General features: G+C 62.1%; 11 protein-coding genes. 5 read left to right on the top strand and 6 right to left on the bottom strand.

Annotated features, from left to right (window positions below; translation table 11 throughout):
• Window positions 1-72: 72 nt before the first annotated feature.
• The 5 genes from ACIQY3_RS21650 to ACIQY3_RS21630 form a co-directional block, all read right to left on the bottom strand.
• Window positions 73-870 (bottom strand): enoyl-CoA hydratase/isomerase family protein, encoded by a 798-nt coding sequence (locus tag ACIQY3_RS21650; RefSeq protein ID WP_403023335.1) that lies wholly within the window; start codon window positions 868-870, stop codon window positions 73-75.
• Window positions 867-2,024, bottom strand: coding sequence for a citronellyl-CoA dehydrogenase (gene atuD / locus ACIQY3_RS21645; RefSeq protein WP_403023332.1), 1,158 nt, complete (start codon window positions 2,022-2,024; stop codon window positions 867-869). Before atuD ends, ACIQY3_RS21650 begins: the two co-directional genes overlap by 4 nt.
• 70 nt (window positions 2,025-2,094) lie before the next feature.
• On the bottom strand, window positions 2,095-3,711 hold the full coding sequence (gene atuC, locus ACIQY3_RS21640) for a geranyl-CoA carboxylase subunit beta (RefSeq protein WP_403023329.1): 1,617 nt from the start codon (window positions 3,709-3,711) through the stop codon (window positions 2,095-2,097).
• 3 nt (window positions 3,712-3,714) lie between these two features.
• Window positions 3,715-4,584 (bottom strand): SDR family oxidoreductase, encoded by an 870-nt coding sequence (locus ACIQY3_RS21635; protein WP_403023326.1) that lies wholly within the window; start codon window positions 4,582-4,584, stop codon window positions 3,715-3,717.
• 12 nt (window positions 4,585-4,596) lie between these two features.
• On the bottom strand, window positions 4,597-6,387 hold the full coding sequence (locus ACIQY3_RS21630; protein ID WP_403023609.1) for an acyclic terpene utilization AtuA family protein: 1,791 nt from the start codon (window positions 6,385-6,387) through the stop codon (window positions 4,597-4,599).
• A gap of 190 nt (window positions 6,388-6,577) precedes the next feature.
• Here ACIQY3_RS21630 and ACIQY3_RS21625 point away from each other — a divergent pair, with 190 nt between their 5' ends.
• From ACIQY3_RS21625 to ACIQY3_RS21615, 3 genes are all read left to right on the top strand, one after another.
• Window positions 6,578-7,204: a TetR/AcrR family transcriptional regulator gene (locus ACIQY3_RS21625; protein ID WP_403023323.1), complete on the top strand. Its 627-nt coding sequence runs from the start codon at window positions 6,578-6,580 to the stop codon at window positions 7,202-7,204.
• 92 nt (window positions 7,205-7,296) lie between these two features.
• The gene (locus tag ACIQY3_RS21620) at window positions 7,297-8,091 is read left to right on the top strand and encodes a substrate-binding periplasmic protein (RefSeq protein ID WP_403023320.1); all 795 of its coding nucleotides are present in this window, start codon (window positions 7,297-7,299) and stop codon (window positions 8,089-8,091) included.
• Between the two features lie 99 nt (window positions 8,092-8,190).
• Window positions 8,191-9,204: a GNAT family N-acetyltransferase gene (locus tag ACIQY3_RS21615; RefSeq protein WP_403023317.1), complete on the top strand. Its 1,014-nt coding sequence runs from the start codon at window positions 8,191-8,193 to the stop codon at window positions 9,202-9,204.
• Between the two features lie 129 nt (window positions 9,205-9,333).
• Here the strand turns inward: ACIQY3_RS21615 and ACIQY3_RS21610 are convergent, their stop codons facing one another.
• Window positions 9,334-9,882, bottom strand: a complete 549-nt coding sequence (locus tag ACIQY3_RS21610; RefSeq protein WP_054614033.1) for an RNA polymerase factor sigma-70 — start codon at window positions 9,880-9,882, stop codon at window positions 9,334-9,336.
• A gap of 370 nt (window positions 9,883-10,252) precedes the next feature.
• Here ACIQY3_RS21610 and ACIQY3_RS21605 point away from each other — a divergent pair, with 370 nt between their 5' ends.
• Both ACIQY3_RS21605 and ACIQY3_RS21600 read left to right on the top strand, forming a co-directional pair.
• Window positions 10,253-23,236, top strand: a complete 12,984-nt coding sequence (locus ACIQY3_RS21605; protein WP_403023314.1) for a non-ribosomal peptide synthetase — start codon at window positions 10,253-10,255, stop codon at window positions 23,234-23,236.
• Window positions 23,237-23,425: 189 nt separating this feature from the next.
• Entirely contained in the window at window positions 23,426-24,238 is an 813-nt protein-coding gene (locus tag ACIQY3_RS21600) for an alpha/beta fold hydrolase (RefSeq protein ID WP_403023311.1), read from the top strand.
• Window positions 24,239-24,296 lie beyond the last annotated feature (58 nt).

The raw sequence follows: 24,296 nt of genomic DNA, 5'->3' as shown, positions 1-24,296 counted from the left end.
CTTCGCGGGCAAGCCTCGCTCCCACATTTGGAATGCGTTTACACTGTGGGAGCGGGCTTGCTCGCGAAGCTTTTAAGAGGCCCACCCCGGTTTTCGCTTTTGCACAAAGGCCATGGTCCCCTCGACCCCTTCAGCCCCGGTCACCGCTTCGCTGAACCACTCGGCGGCTTGATTCAACAATTCATCGGAAGGCTGTCCGGCACTCGTCAGCAACAGTTTTTTCGTCAACGCATTCGCCCCCGGCGCGCAGCACAACACATGCGCCAATACTTCTTCGAGGCGTTCGGCCAGGGCCTGCGCGTCATGTTCGACAAAATGCACCAGCCCCATGCGCCGCGCCTGGGTGCCATCGAACCGCGCCGCCGTCAGGGCCAGTCTGCGTGCCTGGGTCAGCCCAATGCGCTGGACCACGAAGGGCGCAATCTGAGCCGGCAGCAGACCGAGGCTGGTTTCCGGCAAACCGAATTGCGCCTGATGATCCGCCAGCGCGACATCGCTGACGCAGGCCAGACCGAAACCACCGCCGAGCACTGCGCCTTGCAGCACCGTGATCACCACTTGCGGGGCGTGTTGCACCTCTTGCAGCAGCGCACCGAATGCACGATTCAAGTCGCGATAAGCGTCCGGGCCTTGGGCGCGGGCGTTGGCCATGTCCTTGATGTCGCCGCCGGCGCAGAAATGCCCGCCGGCACCGCTGATCACCAACGCTCGCACGGCCCGGTCGTCATGCACTGCCGTCAGCACCGCGCGCAGTTCGGCGACCATTTGCAAGCTCATGGCATTGCGGCTTTCCGGGCGGTTGAGGGTGATGTGCAACACGCCGTTGTGGCGCTCGAGCAACAGCGTCTGGCACTCCGGCAGGCTGTTCATTTCTTTTTCCCCGGCAGGGTGCCCATGAGCTTGCAGATGATGCCCAGCATGATTTCGTCGGCACCGCCGCCAATCGACACCAGCCGCACGTCGCGGTAGGCCCGGGCCACCGGGTTGTCCCACATGAAGCCCATGCCGCCCCAATATTGCAGGCAACTGTCGCTGACTTCCCGGCCCAGGCGACCGGCCTTGAGTTTGGCCATCGAGGCCAGGCGCGTGACGTCCTGGCCTTTGATGTATTGCTCGGTGGCCTGGTAGACCAGCGCCCGCAGGCATTCGATTTCGGTTTGCAGTTCCGCGAGGCGGAAGTGGATCACCTGATTGTCGATCAGCGCATTGCCGAACGTCTTGCGCTCCTTGCAGTACTCGATGGTGCTGTCGATGCAGTATTCCAGGCCTTTGATCATGTTCGCCGCGCCAAACAGGCGTTCCTCCTGGAACTGCAACATCTGCATCATGAACCCCGCGCCTTCGTGGCCGATGCGGTTGCGCTGGGGCACGCGCACATTGTCGAAAAACACCTGGGCGGTTTCCGAACTGCGCATGCCAAGCTTGTCCAGGTGTGAACTCAGGCTGATGCCCGGCGTATTCATCGGCACCATGATCAGCGACTTGTTGACGTGGGGTTTGTCGTCCGAGGTGTTGGCCAGCAGGCAGATGAAGTCGGCGCTCGGCGAGTTGGTGATCCACATCTTGCTGCCGTTGATCACGTAGTCGTCGCCGTCCTTGCGCGCAGTGGTTTTCAGCCCGGCGACATCAGAGCCGGCGCCGACTTCCGAGACGCCGATGCAGCCGACCTGCTCGCCGGTGATCGCGGGCCTCAGGAACTCATCACGCAATTCATCGGAGCCGAAACGGGCGAGGGCCGGGGTGCACATGTCGGTTTGCACGCCGATGGACATCGGGATCCCGCCGCAATGAATGGTGCCGAATTCTTCGGCAGCGACAATCGAGTAGCTGTAATCGAGGCCCATGCCGCCGAATTTTTCCGGCTTGGAAATCCCCAGCAGACCCAAGTCGCCGGCCTTGCGGAAAATCTCATGGATCGGAAAGCGTCCGGCCTTTTCCCACTCCTCGACGTGCGGGTTGATCTCGTGATCGACGAACTGGCGAACGGTGCGGCGCAGTGCTTCGTGTTCCTGGGTGAAGATCATTTTTATTGTTCTCCTGATCTGATCGTTCCCACGCTCTGCGTGGGAATGCAGCCTTAGACGCTCTGCGTCATCAAAAACGTGCGACACCAAAACTGTTGGCTTGCAGCGGCCGAACCTCGGCTTCATGACAGATATCCAGCAAATACCCGAGCAACGTCCGGGTGTCCCGCGGATCGATCAGCCCGTCGTCCCACAAACTGGCGCTGCCATAAAGTGCGGTGGATTGGCTGTCGAGTTTCTGCGCGGTGACCTGCTCCAGCATGTCGAGCATTTTCGGGTCCGGCACCACGCCGTCCTTGAGCTGTTTGGCCTCGGTGACGATCCGCAACACCTTGCCGGCCTGGGCGCCGCCCATCACGGCGGTCCGGCTATTCGGCCAGGCGAAGATGAAGCGCGGGTCGAGGCCACGGCCACACATCGCGTAGTTGCCCGCACCGTAGGAACCGCCGACGACGATGGTCAGTTTCGGCACTCGGGCGTTGGCGACTGCCTGAATCATCTTCGCGCCGTGCTTGATCACGCCTTGCTGTTCCGACTCGGTGCCGACCATGAACCCGGTGGTGTTGTGGAAGAACAGCAGCGGCGTCTGGCTCTGGTCGCAGAGCTGAATGAACTGCGCAGCCTTGCTCGCGCCCTTGGGCGTGATCGGGCCGTTGTTGCCGATGACGCCGCAGGCGCGACCCTGGATTTTCAGGTGGCCGCAGATCGTCTGCTGATCGAACTCTTCCTTGAATTCAAGGAAGTTCGAACCGTCGGCAATCCGCGCGATGATCTCGCGCACGTCGTAGGGTTTTTTCGGATCGTCCGGGATCAGCCCAAGCAATTCGTCGATGGGGTAGAGCGGTTCTTTCCATTGGCGCTCGGGTAACCATTGCAGCTGATCGTTCCACCGCAACAGGCTGACAATCTCCCGCACCAGGCGCACACCGTCGGCATCGTTCTCGGCCAGGTATTCGGCGGTGCCGGCGGTTTGTGCGTGCATCTCGGCACCGCCCAATTCTTCATCGGTGGCGACTTCGCCGGTGGCGGCTTTTAACAGCGGCGGGCCGGCGAGAAACAATTTGGCCTTGCCGCGCACCACCACCACGTAATCCGACAAGCCCGGTTGATACGCGCCGCCCGCCGTGGCCGAGCCGTGGACGACGGTGATCTGCGGCAAACCCATAGCCGACATCCGCGCCTGATTGGCAAAGCTGCGCGCGCCTTCGATGAAAATCTCGGCGGCGTAATTGAGGTTGGCGCCGCCGCTCTCGGCCAGGGTAATCACCGGCAGTTTGTTTTCCATGGCGATCTGTTGCAGGCGCAGGGACTTTTTCAAACCACTGGGGGAAATGGTCCCTCCCTTGATCGCGCTGTTGTTCGCCACTACCAGCACCCGCGCGCCGGATACGTAACCGATCCCGGCAATCAGCCCGCCACCGGCAGAACTGCCGTCCTTGTCGTCGTGCAGCTTGTAGCCAGCCAGGCTCGCCAGTTCAAGGAACGGTGCGCCGGGGTCGAGCAGCAGGTTGAGGCGTTCACGGGGTAGCAGTTGGCCGCGCTTGTCGAATTTGGCCTTGGCTTCGGCAGCCTTGTTCAGCAGGTTTTGTTCGAGTTGGCGGACGTGCTCGATAGCCATCAGCATCGCCGCACGGTTTTGCGCGAACTGTTCGCTGAAAGGGTCGATCTGGGACTCAATCACCGGCATGGCTTACTCCTTGTCCTTGAGCACGTCGGGTAAGTAGGCGCGGTGAAAGCCGTTATACGATTCGCTGTTCTGCGCCTTGTGAATCGGCCACGCCCGACCGCCCAGGCTCGCCGCGCCGTCGATGCGCAATGTGCTGCCACTGACAAACGCCGCCGCCGGGCTGAGCAGGAACACAATCGCCGCGCTGACTTCCGATTCGGTGCCGATACGCTTGAGCGGCACATGCTCGCGCAGGGTCGGGATCACGGCTTTGAACGCACCTTCGTAGGTGTCCATACCGCTGGAAGCAATCCAGCCCGGCGCCACGGCATTGACCCGCACCCCGGCGTAACCCCATTCGAACGCGGCGGTCTTGGTCAGGTTGTCCATGCCCGAGCGCGACGCCCCCGAATGACCCATGCCGGGCATGCCGCCCCACATGTCGGCGAGCATGTTGACGATGGCCCCGCCGTGTTTGCTCATGGATTGGTTGAACACTTCCCGAGCCATCAGGAAACCGCCCACCAGGTTGGTGCGCATCACGGTTTCGAACCCCTTCTGATTGATCGAGGCCAATGGCGACGGGAATTGCCCGCCGGCATTGTTGACCAGACCATGAATCGGCCCATGCAGGCGGATCAACTCGCTGACCAGATGCTTGACCGCTTCTTCCTCGCGAATATCGCAGGCCTTCCAGTCCGCCTTGCCACCGTCTTCGGCAATCTCGGCGGCGACGTTTTTCAGTTTGTCGGCATTGCGCCCCACCAGCAGCACATGGGCACCGAGGGCCGCCAGTTCGTGGGCGGTGCAACGGCCGATGCCGCTGCCGCCGCCGGTGACAATAATGGTTTGGCCAGCGAACAGATCGGGTTTGAAAATCGAGTCGTAAGCCATGGCAGCGGTCCTCTAGTTGACCTGGTCGGCGATGTGCTGGGGCACTGGAATCTGCATCTCCAGCAGTTGCTGGGCGAAGGCTTTGCCTTGCGGATCGATCCGCAGGCTGGCCACGCCGCCACCGCCGAGGGCGTTTTCCAACAGGAAATTCAAGCTGTGGGTGCCGGGCAGATACCAGCGCTCGACGCGCCCGTGGACCGGGTCGAGCACGTGGCTCATCCAGTCAACGATGACTTCCGGCGTCAGCGCTTCGGCGATCCATGGCAGGAACTGTGGATCACGGGCCATGACCCCGATGTTGCTGTGATTGCCCTTGTCGCCGGAGCGCGCCACCGCGAGTTTGATCAACGCAACACTGGCGTCGGCCCGCTCGGTGGGTTTGGGCGGCTCAAACGGCTCGGGCAAATCAGCGGTGTCGAGCGCATCAAGGGCGGGAAGGGCGCAGGAATGGCGTTGACCCTTGAGATCAATCTCCAGCGTGCAGGCCGTTTTGTCGATCAGGAACGAGAACAGCCGGATCAGCGGATACACCGTTGGCCGGCCGCCGACGATCCCGGTCAGTCCCGGTGCCATGCCGGTGGCGGCCTGGGCGATTTCCCGGGAGAACACGATCAACGCCTGTTTGCTCGGGTGACGCACCGCAAGTTTGATCACCACTTCGCGGCTGTCCTGGCGTTGGCCGTGGGGGCCGTAGGTGGCCTCGCTGCCGAGCAGTTCGATGTTCACTTCGCTGTAGGGCGCCCAGCCGCGTTGGCTGAAAATCTCCGACGTCTTGTTGATGATCGCCTCGCTGACCCGCCGGGCCTTGTCCACTGCATCGATGCCGGCAATCAGGCAACTGGCGGTGCAGCGGAAACCGTCCGGGTAAGTCGCGCTGACCTTGTACTGATCCGTCGGCGGCAGGCCTTTGGCGCCGTGCACCTGAACCGCGTTTTTGCCTTGTTGCTGGAGTTTGACCTGACTGAAATCGCAGACCACGTCCGGCAACAGATAGGCCCGTGGGTCGCCGATTTCATAGAGCATCTGCTCGCCGACCGTCAGTGGCGTGACCAGTCCGCCGGAGCCTTCGGGCTTGCTGACGATGAACTGGCTGTCGGCGCTGACTTCGACGATGGGAAAACCGATGTGTTCGTAGTCGGGCACGTCGCGCCAATCGGTGAAGTTGCCGCCGGTGCATTGGGCGCCGCATTCGATGATGTGCCCGGCCAGCGCGGCCTGGGCCAGTTTGTCGTAGTCGTGCCATGACCAGCCGAATTCATGCACCAGCGCGGCGCTGACCACGGCGCTGTCCACCACCCGCCCGGTGATCACGATGTCCGCCCCCAGGCGCAGGGCTTCGACGATGCCCGGCGCGCCGAGGTACGCGTTGGTGGACACGCACATCGGTGGTAACGGCGCGCCGCTGAACATCTCGCGAATGCCTTGGCTGCTGAGTTGTTTGAACTGGGGTTGCAGGTCATCGCCCAGCAGCACCGCGATCTTCAGCGCCACACCGGCCTTGTCGCATGCCGCTTGCAGGGCGGCGGCGCAGGCCTGCGGGTTGACCCCGCCAGCGTTGCTGATGACGCGGATCTTCTGTTCGGCGAGTTGCGGTAACAAAGGGCTGAGGACTTCGATGAAGTCGCTGGCGTAGCCGGTCTGGGGATCTTTCATCCGGGCGCCGGCCATGATCGACAGGGTGATTTCGGCCAGGTAATCGAACACCAGATAGTCCAGGCGCCCGCCTTCTACCAGTTGCGCGGCGGCGGTCGAGGTGTCGCCCCAGAAGGCACTGGCGCAACCGATGCGGATGGTTTTTGGCACAGTCAACTCCATGCTCAGCTCCGACAGAAGTGTCTCGAGACTACCAAGCAAGCGCTTGGTTTGTAAACGCCCAAAATATCTTCGCCCCAAGCGCTTGCTTGGTTGCCCCGGCCAGCTTAAATTGCCCGCGCAACCCTGCTGTTTTGGCGGCGAGCAGCGCATCTGACTGAACGACTGTAGGAGAGAACGGGTGGACGAGCAAAAAGCCCTGAGGGTGATGCGCGAATTGGTCGACAACGGCCAATTGACCGACCCGGACAGCGCCCGCGGCAAACTGCTGCAAGTGGCGGCCCATCTGTTCCGCAATAAAGGTTATGAGCGCACCACGGTGCGGGATCTGGCCAGTGCGGTGGGCATTCAGTCGGGCAGTATTTTTCATCACTTCAAAAGCAAGGATGAGATCCTGCGCGCGGTGATGGAAGAAACCATTCGCTACAACACCGCGCTGATGCGTGCCGCCCTGGCCGAGGCCGGTAATGTGCGCGAGCGAGTGCTGGCGCTGATCCGCTGCGAATTGCAGTCGATCATGGGCGGCAGCGGCGAAGCCATGGCGGTGCTGGTTTATGAATGGCGTTCGTTGTCCGCGGAAGGGCAGGTCCAGGTGCTGGCCCTGCGGGATATTTATGAAGAAATCTGGTTGCAGGTGCTGGGGGAGGCCAAGGACGCCGGGTTTATTCGCGGCGACGTGTTCATCACCCGGCGCTTCCTGACGGGCGCCTTGTCCTGGACCACTACCTGGTTTCGTGCCGGCGGCAGCATGAGCCTCGATCAATTGGCCGATGAGGCGTTGATTCTGGTGCTTGAAGAGAAGCAGTGAGACGTCTATCTCGACGATAAACTGGCTAAGTAGGCGAAACCGCCTAGCTTGAATGGATTGATGCGTATTTTTTCGGGGAGTGGTTTGTTTTGATGTCTTCGCCAAGTTGGACGGTCTCGCGGCTTTTACTGGCGGCACTTGCAGTGCTATGGGTGTTGCCGTCCCAGGCGGCGCAACAAGTGCGGGTCGGCGCGGCGCATTTTCCGCCTTACACCGTGCGCCCGGAGTCCGGCGCCGACACCGGCCTGTTGCCGCAATTGGTGGAAGCCTTGAATCAATTGCAGACCGACTACCAGTTCGTGTTGGTGCCAACCTCGATTCCCCGGCGCTTCGGTGATTTCAAGCAGGGCCGGGTGGACATGGCGATCTTCGAGAACCCGGACTGGGGCTGGAAGGAGATTCCTCACACCACGGTCGACATGGGCCTGGAAGACGCCGAGATTTTTGTCGCGCAACGTAAACCCGACCGTCAGCAGAGCTACTTCGCCGACCTCACGGGCAAGCGTCTGGCGCTGTTCAGCGGCTATCACTATGAATTCGCCAACTTCAACGCCGACCCGAAATTCCTCGCGCAGAATTACAACGCCACGCTGACCTATTCCCATGACAGCAACTTGCTGATGGTCCTGCGTGATCGCGCGGACATTGCCCTGGTCACGCGCTCTTACCTGAGCGATTACCTGCTGCGCAACGAGAAAGTCGCCGATGAATTGCTGGTGTCCCAGCGCATCGATCAGGTCTATCACCACTACGCACTGCTCAGCCCGAGCGCGCCGATCAGTGGCCCGGCGTTCAGCAAGTTGCTGCAAGGCTTGCGCGACAACGGCCAGATGCTGAAGATTTTCGAGCCGTACAAGATCGCCGTGGTGCCGGTGCCCAAGCCTTGAAACGTGCCACAGATCGCGGATTTAAAGACTTCGCTTAAATTTCCCGCCCCGGCTCACGTCACATCGTTGAACTGTCGACGATTACTGTGAGCCCGACCCATGTCCAATCTGAATGACCTGTCCGCCCTGGTGTTACCGTCCGGGCGCAGTCTTGTAGCCGATGAAACCGAAAGCCGGCTGAGCCTCAGCCTGGAAGGGCAACCGCTGATTCGTTTGCGTCTGTCCCGCGAGCCCGGGTTGCACATCGAGGTGGAAGAACGCTTCGGGTTGCCCGCCGGTCAGGCGTTCTGGGCGGCGTGTTATTGGCTGTTTGCCCGTGATCCGGATTGCCAGCGCCTGACCTGGCGCCTCGGCGAAGCGCCGACCGAAGCCTTGCGCAGCGGTTTACTGATCCCGACCGAAAAGCTGGGTGAGTACCGTTGTGAACGCACGCTGTTCTGGCAGTTGCCGCAGCCGTGGCTGGGCGAGTCCCTGACGGGCATTTATCCACAGCAAATGGTCATCAGCGCCGGCAAGCGTCATCCCTTGCGCCCGGCCAAACCTCGCGGTGAAGTCTATCGACGTTTCGACGCGCGCCTCGGTGCGTGGATTTCCTTGCGTACCGTGGAAATCGAACAGGACCTGACACGCTTCAATCGCTGGCAGAACAGTCCGCGAGTGGCGAGTTTCTGGGAGGAGCAGGGCAGCCTCGAGAAACATCGCGAGTATTTGAGCAGGCTCGACGCCGACCCGCACACCCTGACGTTGATCGGTTGTTTCGATGATCAGCCGTTTGCGTACTTTGAGGCTTATTGGGCCAAGGAAGATCGCATCGCGCCGTTCTACGACGCCGGCGATTACGACCGTGGCATTCACATGCTGGTGGGGGAAGAAGCGCATCGCGGTCCACATAAAGTGGCGAGCTGGTTATCGGCGCTGGTGCATTACCTGTTTCTCGACGATCCGCGCACCCAGCGTGTGGTCGCCGAGCCGCGCGCCGACAACGCCAAGATGATCGGGCATATGCACAACCAGTGTTTTCACTGCGAGAAAGAGTTCGACTTCCCGCACAAGCGCGCGGCGCTGATGGTGTTGGGGCGTGAGCGGTTTTTTGATCGGTGCAGGTTGGCGTGAGCGGTATGACTCAAGATCTTCTGCGGTCTTGAGTCAGCCTTCGCGAGCAGGCTCGCTCCCACAGGTTCAACGCAAACCCTGTGGGAGCGAGCCTGCTCGCGAATGGATGGGGCGATGAGGTTCTGGATCTTAACGCCGAGCAAACGTATCCGCCCGACTGCCCGACACCTTGCGGCAGTGCACCAGCGCATCGCGAATCATGAAATTCACCAGGGTCGGCGAGACACCGAGTTCCTTGGCGATGTCCTTTTGCGGCACGCCGTGCAGGCGGTACATCTCGAAGGCGTAACGCGTGCGGCTGGGCAGCTCGGTCAGCGCGTCGGCGATGTGTTCCAGGGTCGAGAAATTGATGTGCGAAGTTTCTGGCGAAGCGCCCTGGATCACCACGTTCAGACCTTCCTCTTCAGGGCCTGAATACTTCTGCTCCAGCGCCTGTTTGCGGTAGTGATCGATCGCCAGGTTGCGCACGATCTGGAACAGGTAGCTGAGCTGAGCCTTGAACGAAGAGGTGATCTGCGGCGCCGATTGCAGCCGGAAAAACGCATCTTGCACCACGTCCTCAGCCCGCGACCGGCAGCCGGTAATGCGGGCTGCAATTTTGACCAGAATCAGTCGGTTGTCGACAAAGGCCTGAAGTAGCGGTGAATCGCACCTGCTTGTGGATACTTGTTCCGTCATGGAAATCACCTTGCTGCAAATAGGGTTGCGGGACGACAAGCGGTTCGGAGCCGTCCTACACATCGAGCGACAAATTATGTTGAATGATAATGATTGTCAATTGAGAAAGAGAATTAATGCTCCACAAAAGTGCAGAGTGAGAACTGCGACACGCTGACGCACCCGGCCCTGTTGGGGTTGAAGCCTGCCGACTAATTATTTCAAGACATCAATCGTTCTCATTGGTGAATGGTTCCGGACACGTCCCGGCCAAAACAGCATTCCCAAGCCTTGCGCGGTCGGCGAAGACCGCGCCCTGCACGCCATTTGTATGAGCGTGACGTAGGAAAACCGATTCCAACTTGTAAGCCGAATTCAGGCAGGAAACCTCATGACCGACGCGTTCGAACTCCCCAGCACACTGGTCCAAGCCCTCCAGCGCCGCGCGGCCCTGACGCCGGATCGCGTGGCTTTGCGTTTTCTCGCCGAAACCCCGGATCAGACGGTGGTACTCAGTTATCAAGAGCTGGATCAGCGCGCCCGCACCATTGCCGGCGCATTGCAGGACGAGGCCGGATTTGGCGATCGCGCGGTGCTGTTGTTTCCCAGCGGCCCGGATTACGTCGCGGCGTTTTTTGGCTGCCTGTATGCCGGTGTCATCGCCGTGCCGGCCTATCCGCCGGAATCGACCAAGCGTCATCACCAGGAGCGCCTGCTGTCGATCATCAGCGACGCCGAGCCGCGTCTGCTGTTGACCAGCGCCAGCCTGCGCGACGCCTTGCTGCAAATTGAAGGCGCGCCGCCGCTGCTTTGCGTCGACACCCTCGACAGTAATCTGGCCGAACGCTGGGTGGCGCCGGATCTGGAAGACGACCACATCGCCTTCCTGCAATACACCTCTGGCTCCACTGCATTACCTAAAGGCGTGCAAGTCAGCCACGGCAACCTGGTGGCCAACGAACTGTTGATCCGCCACGGCTTCGGCATCGACCTGAACCCGGACGACGTGATCGTCAGCTGGTTGCCGCTGTACCACGACATGGGCCTGATCGGCGGCCTGTTGCAGCCGATTTTCAGCGGCGTGCCGTGCGTGTTGATGTCGCCGGCATACTTCCTCGGCCGGCCGTTGCGCTGGCTGGAAGCGATCAGCGAATACCGCGGCACCATCAGTGGCGGGCCGGACTTCGCCTATCGACTGTGCAGCGAACGGGTCAGCGAATCGGCGCTGGAACGCCTCGACCTGAGTGGCTGGCGCGTGGCGTATTCCGGGTCCGAGCCGATTCGTCTCGACACCCTGGAACGCTTCGCCGAGAAATTCGCCCCGTGCGGCTTCACCCCGGACAGCTTCATGGCGTCCTACGGTCTGGCCGAAGCCACGCTGTTTGTGGCCGGCACGCCGCGTGGCCTGGGCATCGGCAACCTGCGCGTGGACGATCAGGCGTTGGCACAAAACCGTGCCACAGCGGGCGAGGGCGCGGCGATCATGAGTTGCGGCATCAGCCAGCCGGATCACGCGGTGCTGATTGTCGATCCTGTCGGACTCACGGAACTGGCCGACAACGCCGTCGGCGAAGTCTGGGCCACCGGGCCGAGCATCGCCCACGGTTACTGGCGCAACCCTGAGGCCAGCGCCAAGACTTTCGTCCAGCACGCGGGCCGTACCTGGTTGCGAACCGGCGACCTGGGCTTCAAGCGAGAAAATGAGTTTTTCATCACCGGGCGTCTGAAAGACATGCTGATCGTGCGCGGCCACAACCTCTATCCGCAGGACATCGAGCAAACCGTCGAGCGCGAAGTGGAAGTGGTGCGCAAGGGGCGCGTCGCCGCGTTCGCGGTCAATATCGACGGCCAGGAAGGCATCGGCATCGCCGCGGAAATCAGCCGCAGCGTGCAGAAAATCCTGCCGCCCGACGCATTGATCAAAGCCATCCGCCAAGCCGTGGCCGAGGCGTATCAGGAAGCGCCGAGCGTGGTGGTGTTGCTCAATCCCGGCGCGTTGCCGAAGACCTCCAGCGGCAAGCTGCAACGTTCGGCGTGCCGCAATCGCCTGGCGGACGGCAGCCTCGACAGCTACGCGCTGTTCCCGTCGGCAGAGGTTGAAAGCGAAGCCACGGCGCCATCCGCTTCCGAGCTGCAAAGCCTGATCGCCACGATCTGGCGCGAGCAGCTCAGCGTCAAACAGGTCAACGCCGACGATCACTTCTTCCTGCTTGGCGGCAACTCTATTGCCGCCACTCAGGTGGTCGCGCGCTTGCGTGAAGAGCTGGGCCTGGAGTTGAACCTGCGCCTGTTGTTCGAAGCCCCGACTCTCGGCGCCTTCGCCGAAGCGGTCGCCCGTTTGCAACAGGACGGTGGCCTGGCCCAAGGCGCGATCACGCCGCTGTCGCGCAGCGAAGCGATGCCGCAATCCCTGGCGCAAAACCGTTTGTGGATCACCTGGCAACTCGACCCGCAGAGCAGCGCCTACAACATTCCCGGCGCCTTGCGTTTGCGCGGCGAACTGGACGAAGACGCCTTGCGCGCCAGTTTCCAGCAGTTGATCGAACGCCACGAATCCCTGCGCACGCGCTTCTTCGAACGTGACGGCGTGGCCCTTCAAAGGGTCGATGGGGCTGGCGAATTCAACCTGCAACTGATCGACATCAGCGATTTGCCCGTCGACAAACGTGAACTGCGCGCGCAACAAATCCGCGAGGACGAAGCCCGCAGCCAGTTCGATCTGGAGAAAGGCCCGCTGCTTTGGGTGACCCTGGTGCGCCTCGACGACGAGGATCATCAACTGCTGGTGACGATGCACCACATCATCGCCGACGGCTGGTCGCTGAATGTGTTGATCGACGAGTTCTCGCGGCTGTACGCAGCGGCTTCCCAAGGACAAACAGCCACGCTCGCGGCACTGCCGACCCAGTACGCCGATTACGGTAGTTGGCAGCGTCAATGGCTGGCGCAGGGTGAGAGTGAGCGGCAACTGGCCTACTGGAAAAACCAGTTGGGCGACGAGCATCCGGTGCTGAGTCTGGCCACTGATCATCCGCGAACCTCGCAGCAAAATCACAGCGCCGCCCGCCACACCGTGCGTCTGGGTGTGAGCCTGAGCGAAGCCATCCGCCAGACTGCCCAGACCCACGAAGCCACGCCGTTCATGTTGTTGCTCGCGGCGTTCCAGAGTCTGCTTCACCGCTACAGCGGCCAGCGCGACATCCGCATCGGCGTGCCGAACGCCAACCGTCCGCGCCTGGAAACCCAGGGCCTGATCGGCTTCTTCATCAACACCCAAGTGCTGCGCGCCGAGGTTGATTCACGCCTGTCGTTCGTTGAGCTGCTGGCGCAAACCCGCCAAGCCGCGCTCGGCGCCCAGGCCCATCAGGACCTGCCGTTCGAGCAATTGCTTGAAGCCTTCCCCCAGGCCCGCGAGTCCGGTTTGTTCCAGGTCATGTTCAACCACCAGCAGCGGGATTTAAGCGCACTGCGCCGCTTGCCGGGACTGCTCGCCGAAGAGTTGCCGTGGCACAGCCGCGAAGCCAAGTTCGACCTGCAGTTGCACAGCGAAGAAGACCGCAACGGGCGCCTGAGCCTATCCTTCGATTACGCCAACGAACTGTTCGACGCCGCGACCATCGAGCGCCTGGCTGAGCACTTCACCAACCTGCTGCGCGAGGTTTGCGCACAGCCACAACAGGCCATCGGCGACCTGCCACTGCTGACCTCAAACGAGCACGATCAGCAAGCCTCGTGGAGCGCGGCACCCTGCGCACTGGCCAGCCAATGGCTTCCGGAATTGCTCAACGAACAACTGCGCCTGACCCCGGAACGCACCGCGCTGATCTGGGACGGTGGCCAACTCGATTTCGCCGAACTGCACGCCCAAGCCAATCGCCTGGCCCATTACCTGCGCGACAAAGGTGTCGGCCCGGATGTGTGCGTGGCCATCGCCGCCGAGCGTTCGCCGCAACTGCTGATCGGCCTGCTGGCGATCACCAAGGCTGGCGGCGCCTACGTGCCGCTGGACCCGGATTACCCGGCGGAACGCCTGGCCTACATGCTCAGCGACAGCGGCGTCGAATTGCTGCTGACCCAGACCGAATTGCTCGACCGCTTGCCCGCCACCGACGGCGTCAGCGTGATCGCCATGGACGCGTTGCACCTGGAAAACTGGCCGAGCCACGCACCCGGCCTGCACCTGCACAGCGACAACCTGGCCTACGTGATTTACACCTCAGGCTCCACCGGCCAACCGAAAGGCGTCGGCAACACCCACGCGGCCCTCGCCGAACGCCTGCAATGGATGCAGAACACTTATCGCCTGAACGACACCGACGTGCTGATGCAAAAAGCGCCGATCAGTTTCGACGTGTCGGTGTGGGAATGCTTCTGGCCGCTGATCACCGGTGCGCGGTTGTTGATTGCCGGTCCCGGCGAACACCGCGATCCCCATCGTATTGCGCAACTGGTCCAACAATATGGCGTAACTACGCTGCACTTCGTGCCACCGTTGCTGGCGCTGTTCATCGAAGAACCGCTGACCGCCGAATGCACCAGCCTGCGCCGGATTTTCTCCGGCGGCGAAGCCTTGCCCGCCGAGCTGCGTAACCGCGTGCTGGGGCAACTGCCGGCGGTGCAACTGCACAACCGCTACGGCCCGACCGAAACCGCGATCAACGTCACCCATTGGCATTGCACCACGGCGGATGGCGAGCGCTCGCCGATTGGCCGGCCGTTGGGCAATGTGATCTGCCGCGTGCTCGACAGCGACCTCAATCCTGTCCCGGCCGGTGTGCCGGGTGAGCTGTGCATCAGCGGTATCGGCCTGGCCCGGGGTTACCTCGGTCGTCCGTCCCTGACTGCTGAACGCTTCGTGGTCGATCCACTGGGCGAGCAGGGCGCGCGTTTGTATCGCACCGGTGACCGCGCGCGCTGGACCGCTGATGGCGTGATCGAATACCTCGGGCGCCTCGATCAGCAGGTCAAGCTGCGCGGCTTCCGGGTTGAGCCGGAAGAAATCGAAGCGCGTCTGCTGGCCCAGGACGGCGTCGCCCAAGCCGTGGTGCTGGTGCGCGAAACGACCGCTGGTGGCCAGTTGATCGGTTACTACACCTCAACGGATTCCTCCGAAGACATTGATGCTCAAACAGAACGCCTGAAAACCGCATTGGCCGCCGAGCTGCCGGAGTACATGGTCCCGGCGCAACTGATGCGCCTGGATGAAATGCCCCTGAGCCCAAGCGGCAAACTCGACCGCCGTGCCTTGCCGGAACCGCAATGGCAGGTTCGCGAACACGTCGAACCGGTCACCGCTCTGGAACAACAAATCGCCGGCATCTGGCGCGAAGTGTTGGGCCAGAAGCAAATCGGCCTGCGCGATGATTTCTTCGCCCTCGGCGGCCATTCGCTGCTGGCCACGCAAATCATTTCCCGCACCCGTCAGGCTTGCGACGTCGAATTGCCCCTGCGTGCGCTGTTCGAAAACAGTGAGCTGGGCGCGTTCGCAGAACAGGTGCGTCTGATCCAGGCCAGCGGCCACACCAACAAGCAACCACCAATCGAGAAAGTCGACCGCAGCCAAGCGGTGCCGCTGTCCTATTCCCAACAGCGCATGTGGTTCCTCTGGCAAATGGAGCCGGACAGCCCGGCCTATAACGTCGGCGGCATGGCGCGGCTGCGCGGAGTGCTGGATGTCGGGCGGTTCGAAGCGGCGCTGCAAGCGCTGATCATCCGCCACGAAACCCTGCGCACCACGTTCCCGAGTGTCGATGGCGTGGCCCGGCAACAGGTGCATGCCGACACCGGCATGCGCATGGACTGGAAGGATTTCTCGGCCCTCGACGCCGAGCTGCGCGAGCAGCGGGTCCAGGCCCTGGCGGATAGCGAGGCCCACACGCCGTTCAATCTGGAAACCGGTCCGCTGCTGCGTGCCTGCCTGGTCAAGACTGGCGAGCAGGAACATTACCTGGTGCTGACCCTGCACCACATCGTCACCGAAGGTTGGGCGATGGACATCTTCGCCCGTGAATTGAGCGCGCTCTACGAAGCCTTCGTCGATGACCGCGAATCGCCGCTGGAACCGTTGCCGGTGCAGTACCTGGATTACAGCGTCTGGCAGCGTCAGTGGCTGGAATCCGGCGAGCGTCAGCGCCAGCTCGACTACTGGACCGCGCAACTGGGCCGCGAACATCCGTTGCTGGAATTGCCCGCCGACCGTCCACGTCCGCCAGTGCAAAGTCACCAGGGCGAACTGTTCCGGTTCGACCTGAGCGATGACCTCGCGGCACGGGTTCGCGCCTTCAACGCGCAAAACGGTCTGACCCTGTTCATGACCATGACCGCCGCCCTGGCCGTGCTGCTTTACCGATACAGCGGCCAGACCGATTTGCGCATCGGCGCGCCGGTCGCCAACCGTATTCGTCCAGAAAGCGAAGGGCTGATCGGCGCGTTCCTCAACACCCAAGTGTTGCGTTGCCAGCTTGACGGGCAGATGTCCGTCGGTGAATTGTTTGAGCAGGTGCGTCACACCGTGATCGAGGGCCAGTCCCATCAGGACCTGCCGTTCGATCACTTGGTCGAAGCCTTGCAGCCACCGCGCAGCGCTGCTTACAACCCGTTGTTCCAGGTGATGTGCAACGTGCAGCGCTGGGAGTTCCAGCAGAGCCGCACCCTGGCCGGCATGACCGTCGAATACCTGGCCAACGATGCCCGAGCGACCAAGTTCGACCTTAACCTGGAAGTCACCGACCTCGACCATCGCCTGGGTTGCTGCCTGACGTACAGCACCGACCTGTTCGACGAACCGCGCATCGCACGGATGGCCGGGCACTGGCGCAATCTGCTGGAAGCCTTGTTGGCGGATCCGCAACAACGCCTCAGCGAACTGCCATTGCTGGAAACCACGGAACAGAAAAACCTGCTGAATAGCCTCGGCATCGAGCCGGGCGAACATCGCCTGGACCAGTGCATTCATCACCTGTTCAGCGAGCAAGCCCTGGCGCGCAAGGATGCACCGGCCCTGACGTTTGCTGGCCAAACCCTGAGCTACGCCGAACTCGAAAGCCGCGCCAATCGCCTGGCCTGGATGCTGCGCGAACGCGGTGTCGGCCCGCAGGTTCGTGTCGGCCTGGCGCTGGAGCGTTCGCTGGAAATGGTCATCGGCCTGCTGGCGATCCTCAAGGCCGGCGGCGCCTACGTGCCGCTGGACCCGGAATACCCGCTGGATCGCCTGCACTACATGATCGAAGACAGCGGCATCGGTCTGCTTCTCAGTGACAAAGCCATGTTCAACGCCCTCGGTGAATTGCCCTCGACCGTAGCGCGCTGGTGCCTGGAAGACGACGCCGCCGAACTGGCCAATTACCCGGCTACCGAGCTGCCGTTTATCAGCTTGCCGCAGCATCAGGCGTACCTGATTTACACCTCCGGCTCCACCGGCAAACCGAAAGGCGTGGTGGTGTCCCACGGCGAAATCGCCATGCATTGCCAAGCGGTGATCGAGCGTTTCGGTATGCGTCCGGACGACTGCGAACTGCACTTCTATTCGATCAACTTCGACGCTGCCACCGAGCGTCTGCTGGTGCCGCTGTTGAGCGGTGCGCAAGTGGTGTTGCGCGCTCAAGGACAATGGGACGCCGAAGAAATCTGCGGCCTGATCCGCCAGCATCAAATCAACATCCTCGGCTTCACCCCGAGCTACGGCAGCCAGTTGGCGCAGTGGCTGGCGACCCAGGGCGAAACCCTGCCGGTGCGCATGATCATCACTGGCGGCGAAGCTTTGACTGGCGAACACCTGGCGCGGATTCGCGCGGCGTTTAAACCGAGCCTGTTCTTTAACGCTTACGGCCCGACCGAAACCGTGGTCATGCCGCTGGCCAGTCTGGCGCCGGACGTGTTGGAAGAAGGCCTCGGCAGCGTGCCAATCGGCAGCGTGATCGGCGCGCGCGTGGCGTACATCCTCGACGCCGACCTGGCCTTGGTGCCCCAAGGCGCGACGGGCGAGTTGTATGTCGGCGGCGCGGGCCTGGCCCAGGGTTATCACGAACGGGCGGGCATGACGGCGGAGCGCTTTGTCGCGGATCCGTTCGCGGACAACGGTGGGCGTATCTATCGCACCGGCGACCTGGTGCGCCAGCGCGACGATGGCTTGGTGGAATACCTCGGGCGTATCGACCATCAAGTGAAAATCCGTGGTTTCCGCATCGAACTGGGCGAGATCGAAACCCGTCTGCTGGAACACGAATCCATCCGTGAAGCCGTGGTCCTGGCGCTGGATGCACCGAGCGGCAAGCAACTGGTCGGCTACCTCGTCACGGAAGTCGCCGAGCAGGACGAAACACAGCAAGCCGCACTGCGCGAAGCGCTCAAGGCGCATCTCAAATCCCAACTGCCGGACTACATGGTGCCGACGCACCTGATCCTGCTGGCCAGCATGCCGCTGACCGCCAACGGCAAACTCGACCGCCGCGCACTGCCGGCACCGGATCCTGAGTTGAACCGCCAGCACTACGTGGCGCCGAGCAATGAACTGGAGCTGACCCTGGCCGGCACCTGGTGTGAAGTGCTGAACGTGGCGCAGGTCGGCCTCAACGATAACTTCTTCGAACTGGGCGGCGATTCGATCCTGTCGATCCAGGTGGTCAGTCGCGCGCGACAGCAGGGCATTCACTTCAGTCCGCGGGACCTGTTCCAGCACCAGACTGTGCAGACCCTCGCCGCCGTCGCGACGCGCACCGAGCAAGTCACCGCCGAGCAAGGTTTGCTGGTTGGCGAATCGGGTTTGACGCCGATCCAGCACTGGTTCTTCGACACTGATATCCCCGAGCGCCAACACTGGAACCAGGCGTTGTTGCTGGAGCCGACTGTGGCCCTGGACCCCCATCGTCTGGAGCAAGCGCTGCTGGCGGTGATCGAACAGCACGACGCCTTGCGCCTGCGCTTCACGGCAACCGATGGCCAGTGGCACGCCGCGCACCAAGCGGTGAATGACACCCCGGTGCTGTGGCAGGTCCGCGTCGCGTCCATGGACAAATGCACCGCGCTGTTCGCCGATGCCCAGCGCAGCCTCGACCTCGAACAAGGCCCGCTGCTGCGTGCGCTTCTGGTCGACGGTCCCGAAGGTCAGCAACGCTTGTTCATGGCCATTCACCACTTGGTGGTGGACGGTGTTTCGTGGCGGGTGCTGCTGGACGATCTGCAAACGGTTTACCGTCAACTCGACGCTGAACAGTCGGTGAAACTGCCGGCGAAAACCAGCGCCTTCAAGGACTGGGCCGCACGCTTGCAGGCCTATGCCGGCAGCGAATCCCTGCGCGAAGAACTGGACTGGTGGCAATCACAATTGGCCGGACCAAGCGTCGAACTGCCATGTGATCGTCCGCAAGGTGGCCAGCAGAATCGTCACGCACAAACCGTCAGCGTACGCCTGGATGCCGAGCGCACCCGGCAATTGCTGCAACAGGCGCCGAGCGCGTATCGCACCCAGGTCAACGACCTGCTGCTGACCGCGTTGGCCCGGGTCATGTGCCGCTGGAGCGGCGACGAATCGGCGTTGATTCAACTCGAAGGCCATGGCCGCGAAACCCTGTTCGACGAGATCGACCTGACCCGCACCGTGGGTTGGTTCACCAGCGCTTATCCGCTGCGACTGATCCCGGCGCTGGAGCAGGGCGACTCGATCAAGGCGATCAAAGAACAACTGCGCGCCGTGCCGCACAAAGGCCTGGGTTATGGCGTGCTGCGTTACCTCGCCGATGACCTGTGCCGCCAGACCATGGCCGCATTGCCGGTGGCGCCGATCACTTTCAACTACCTCGGCCAATTCGACCAGAGCTTCGGCGCGGACGCGTTGTTCCGTCCTCTCGATGAGCCAGTCGGCGCGGCCCATGATCCCCACGCGCCGCTGCCGAACGAGTTGAGCGTCGACAGTCAGGTCTACGGCGGTGAACTGGTGCTGCGCTGGACCTTCAGCGCCGAACGCTATGATCCGCAAACCATCAGCGATCTGGCGAATGCTTATCTGGGCGAGTTGCAAAGCCTGATCGAACATTGCCTGCAAGACGAGGCCGGTGGCCTGACGCCGTCGGACTTCCCACTGGCGCGACTGACTCAGCCGCAACTCGATGCGTTGCCGATTCCGGCGGCCGTGATCGAAGACGTCTACCCGCTGACCCCGATGCAGGAAGGCATGCTGCTGCACACCTTGCTGGAACCGGGCACCGGCCTCTACTACATGCAGGACCGCTACCGCATCAACAGCGAACTCGACCCCGAGCGTTTCGCCCAGGCCTGGCAAGCGGTGATCGCCCGTCACGAAGCCTTGCGCGCCTCGTTCTGCTGGAACGTCGGCGAAGACATGCTGCAAGTGATCCACAAACCGGGCAGCACGCCGATCGAGTATCTGGACTGGACTGCGATTGCCGACGCTGAGCAAGAACCGAAGCTGCAAGCGCTGCTGAAAAGCGAGCGTGAGGCCGGGTTCGATCTGCTCAACCAGGCGCCGTTCCACCTGCGCCTGATCAAGGTCGGCGCGGCGCGCTACTGGTTCATGATGAGCAACCACCACATCCTGATCGATGCCTGGTGCCGCTCGCTGTTGATGAACGATTTCTTTGAAATCTACATGGCGCTCGGCGAAGGCCGGGACGCGCAATTAGCCGTGCCACCGCGTTATCGCGACTACATCGGCTGGCTGCAACGCCAGAGTCTGGCCGAAGCGCGGCAGTGGTGGAAAACCAACCTGCAAGGCTTCGAACGGACCACACCAATTCCGAGCGACCGCCCGTTCCTGCGCGAACACGCCGGCGACAGCGGCGGCATGATCGTTGGCGACCGCTACACCCGACTCGATGCCCGTGACGGCGCGCAATTGCGTGAACTGGCCCAGGCCCATCAACTGACCATCAACACCTTCGCCCAGGCAGCGTGGGCTTTGGTATTGCGGCGCTTGAGCGGTGATTGCGACGTGCTGTTCGGCGTGACGGTGGCCGGGCGTCCGGTGGAAATGCCGGAGATGCAACGCACCGTCGGACTGTTCATCAACAGCATCGCGCTGCGGGTGAAAATGCCGCAGGACGATCAGCCAGTCAGCGTGCGCCAGTGGCTCAGCGGTTTGCTCGACAGCAACATGCAACTGCGCGAGTACGAATACCTGCCGCTGGTGACGATCCAGGAGAACAGCGAACTGCCGAAGGGCCAGCCGTTGTTCGACAGCCTGTTCGTGTTCGAAAACGCCCCGGTGGAAGTCTCGGTGCTGGATCGGGCGCAAAGCCTCAACGCCACCTCGGATTCGGGCCGCACCCACACCAACTTCCCGCTGACGGCGGTGTGTTATCCGGGGGATGACCTTGGTTTGCATATCTCCTACGACCAGCGTTATTTCGACGAAACCACGGTCGAGCGCATGCTCGGCGAGTTCAAGCGTCTACTGCTGGCGCTGGTGCAAGGGTTCCATGGCGACATGGCGGACTTGCCGCTGCTGGGCGGCGAGGAACAGGACTTCCTGGTCCATGGCTGCAACCAGAGCGAACACGAATACCCGCTGGAGAAAAGCTACGTCGAGTTGTTTGAAACCCAGGTCGCCCAGCATCCGCAGCGCATCGCGGCGAGTTGCCTCGATCGGCTGCACAGTTACGTCGAGCTGAACCAGCGCAGCAACCGTCTCGGTCACGCGTTGATTGCGGCGGGTGTCGGGCAGGATCAACCGGTGGCGTTGCTCGCCGAACGTAATCTCGATCTGCTGGGCATGATCATCGGCAGCTTCAAGGCCGGTGCCGGTTATTTGCCGTTGGACCCGGGCCTGCCGAGCCAGCGCCTGAGCCGCATCATCGACCTGAGCCGGACGCCGTTGCTGCTCTGCACCCAGGCCTGCCACGAGCAAGCGCTGGCGTTGCTGGACGAGTTCGGTTGCGTCAATCGACCGAAGTTGCTGGTCTGGGAAGACGTGCAAGCGAGCGATGCTTCGGTGCAAAACCCCGGCATCTACAGCGCCCCGGATAACCTGGCGTACGTGATCTACACCTCTGGCTCCACCGGTTTGCCGAAGGGCGTGATGGTCGAGCAACGCGGCATGCTGAATAACCAGTTGAGCAAAGCCCCGTACCTGAACCTGAGCGCTGCGGATGTGATCGCGCAAACCGCTTCGCAAAGCTTCGATATTTCGGTCTGGCAATTCCTCGCCGCGCCGCTGTTCGGGGCACGGGTGGACATCGTGCCGAACACCATCGCCCACGATCCGCAAGGCTTGCTGGCCCACGTGCAGAGCCAGGGCATCACCGTGCTGGAAAGCGTGCCGTCGCTGATCCAGGGCATGCTTGCCCAAGAGCGGATGAGCCTCGACGGTCTGCGCTGGATGTTGCCGACCGGTGAAGCGATGCCGCCGGAACTGGCGCACCAATGGTTGCTGCGCTACCCGGAAATCGGGCTGGTCAACGCCTATGGTCCGGCGGAATGTTCGGATGACGTGGCGTTCTTCCGCGTCGACATGGCCTCGACTCGCGGCAGCTATTTGCCGATTGGTACGCCGACCGACAACAACCGTTTGTACTTGCTCGATGGCGCGCTGGAACTGGTGCCGTTGGGTGCCGTGGGCGAGTTGTGCGTCGCGGGTACGGGCGTCGGTCGCGGTTACGTCAGCGACCCGCTGCGCACCGCCCAAGTGTTTGTGCCGAACCCGTTTGGCGAGCCGGGTGATCGTCTGTATCGCACCGGCGACCTGGCTCGGCGTCGCAGTGACGGCGTGCTGGAATACGTCGGTCGCATCGACCATCAAGTGAAGATTCGCGGTTACCGCATCGAGCTGGGGGAAATCGAGGCGCGTCTGCACGAGCAACCGGAAGTCCGCGACGGGGCGGTGGGGGTGCAGGAGGGCGTGAACGGCAAGCACTTGGTCGGCTATCTGGTGGCGGCGGATTCGGCGCTCAACCCGAGCGAACGCCTGGAACGGATCAAGCAACGCCTGCGCGCCGAACTGCCGGAATACATGGTGCCGCTGCACTGGTTGTGGCTCGACAAGCTGCCGCTGAACGCCAACGGCAAACTGGATCGCAAGGCATTGCCAGCGCTGGAAATCGGCCAATTGCAGAGCCAGGATTACCAGGCGCCGCGCAATGAGCTGGAGCAGACCCTGGCAGATATCTGGGCCGAGGTGCTGAAGGTCGAGAAGGTCGGTATTCGCGACAACTTCTTCGAACTGGGCGGCCATTCGCTGCTGGCGACACAGATTGCTTCGCGGGTACAGAAATCCCTGCAACGGGACGTGCCGCTGCGGGCGATGTTCGAGTGCAGCACGGTGGAGGAATTGGCCGAGTACATCGACGGGTTGGCGGCGAATGATATGACCGAGGAGAAGGTGGATCGGTTGAATGACTTGATGGCGGAGTTGGAGGGGCTGTAGTTCTCTAGCGTTTGTTCTGGCCTCTTCGCGAGCAAGCCCGCTCCCACAGGTATCGCATTCCCCTGTGGGAGCGGGCTTGCTCGCGAAGGCGTCAGACCTGCCGCTACAATTTGCGCGTTGACTGTCGAGCTGTACCGGTTCAGCCTGCCAAGGCTTTTTCGGTAGACCCCTTCACAAAGGAGACACTCGATGCCCTTCGCAACAATAGACGGACAACCCCTGTACTACATCGACCAAGGCACCGGCCCTGCCGTGTTGCTGGCCGGCAGTTACCTGTGGGACCAAGCCATGTGGGCGCCGCAGATTGCCGCGCTGTCGCAGCATTACCGGGTGATTGCCCTGGACCTCTGGGGCCATGGTCAATCCGGTCAACTACCCGAAGGCACCACATCGCTGGATGACATCGCTCGCCAGGCCCTGGCGCTGCTCGATCATCTGGACATCGACCGCGTCACCCTGGTCGGTTTGTCCGTCGGTGGCATGTGGGGCGTGCGTCTGGCGCTGTCCGCACCGCAACGGCTCAACGGCCTGGTGCTGATGGACACCTACGTCGGCGTCGAACCCGAGCCGACCCGCCAATATTATTTCTCGCTGTTCAAACAGATCGAAGACACCGGCGTGATATCGCCGCAACTGCTGGACATCGTGGTGCCGATCTTCTTCCGTCCGGACATCGATCCGCAGTCGGCGCTGTATCAGGACTTCCGCGCATCATTGGCAGCGCTGCCGGCGGAACGACTGCGCGAAAGCATCGTGCCGATGGGGCGGATTACGTTTGGTCGGGATGATTTGTTGCCGCGTCTGGGCGAGTTGAACGCTGAAACCACGCTGGTGATGTGTGGCGATCAGGACAAGCCACGACCGCCGTCGGAAGCACGGGAAATGGCCGGGTTGATTGGTTGCCCGTGTGTGCTGGTGCCAGAGGCGGGGCATATCTCCAATCTGGAGAATGCCGGGTTTGTGACGGAGGCTTTGTTGAAGTTTTTGGCTGAGAGGAATTAGTCGATCGTTCTGACGCTTTCGCGAGCAAGCCCGCTCCCACAGGGGAACGCATTCCAAT

It is taken from the genome of Pseudomonas sp. NPDC096950 (assembly GCF_044762525.1).
Classification (GTDB): Bacteria; Pseudomonadota; Gammaproteobacteria; order Pseudomonadales; family Pseudomonadaceae; genus Aquipseudomonas.
Note: the sequence above shows the minus strand (reverse complement) of the source record. Positions and strands in the feature narration are given on the sequence as shown.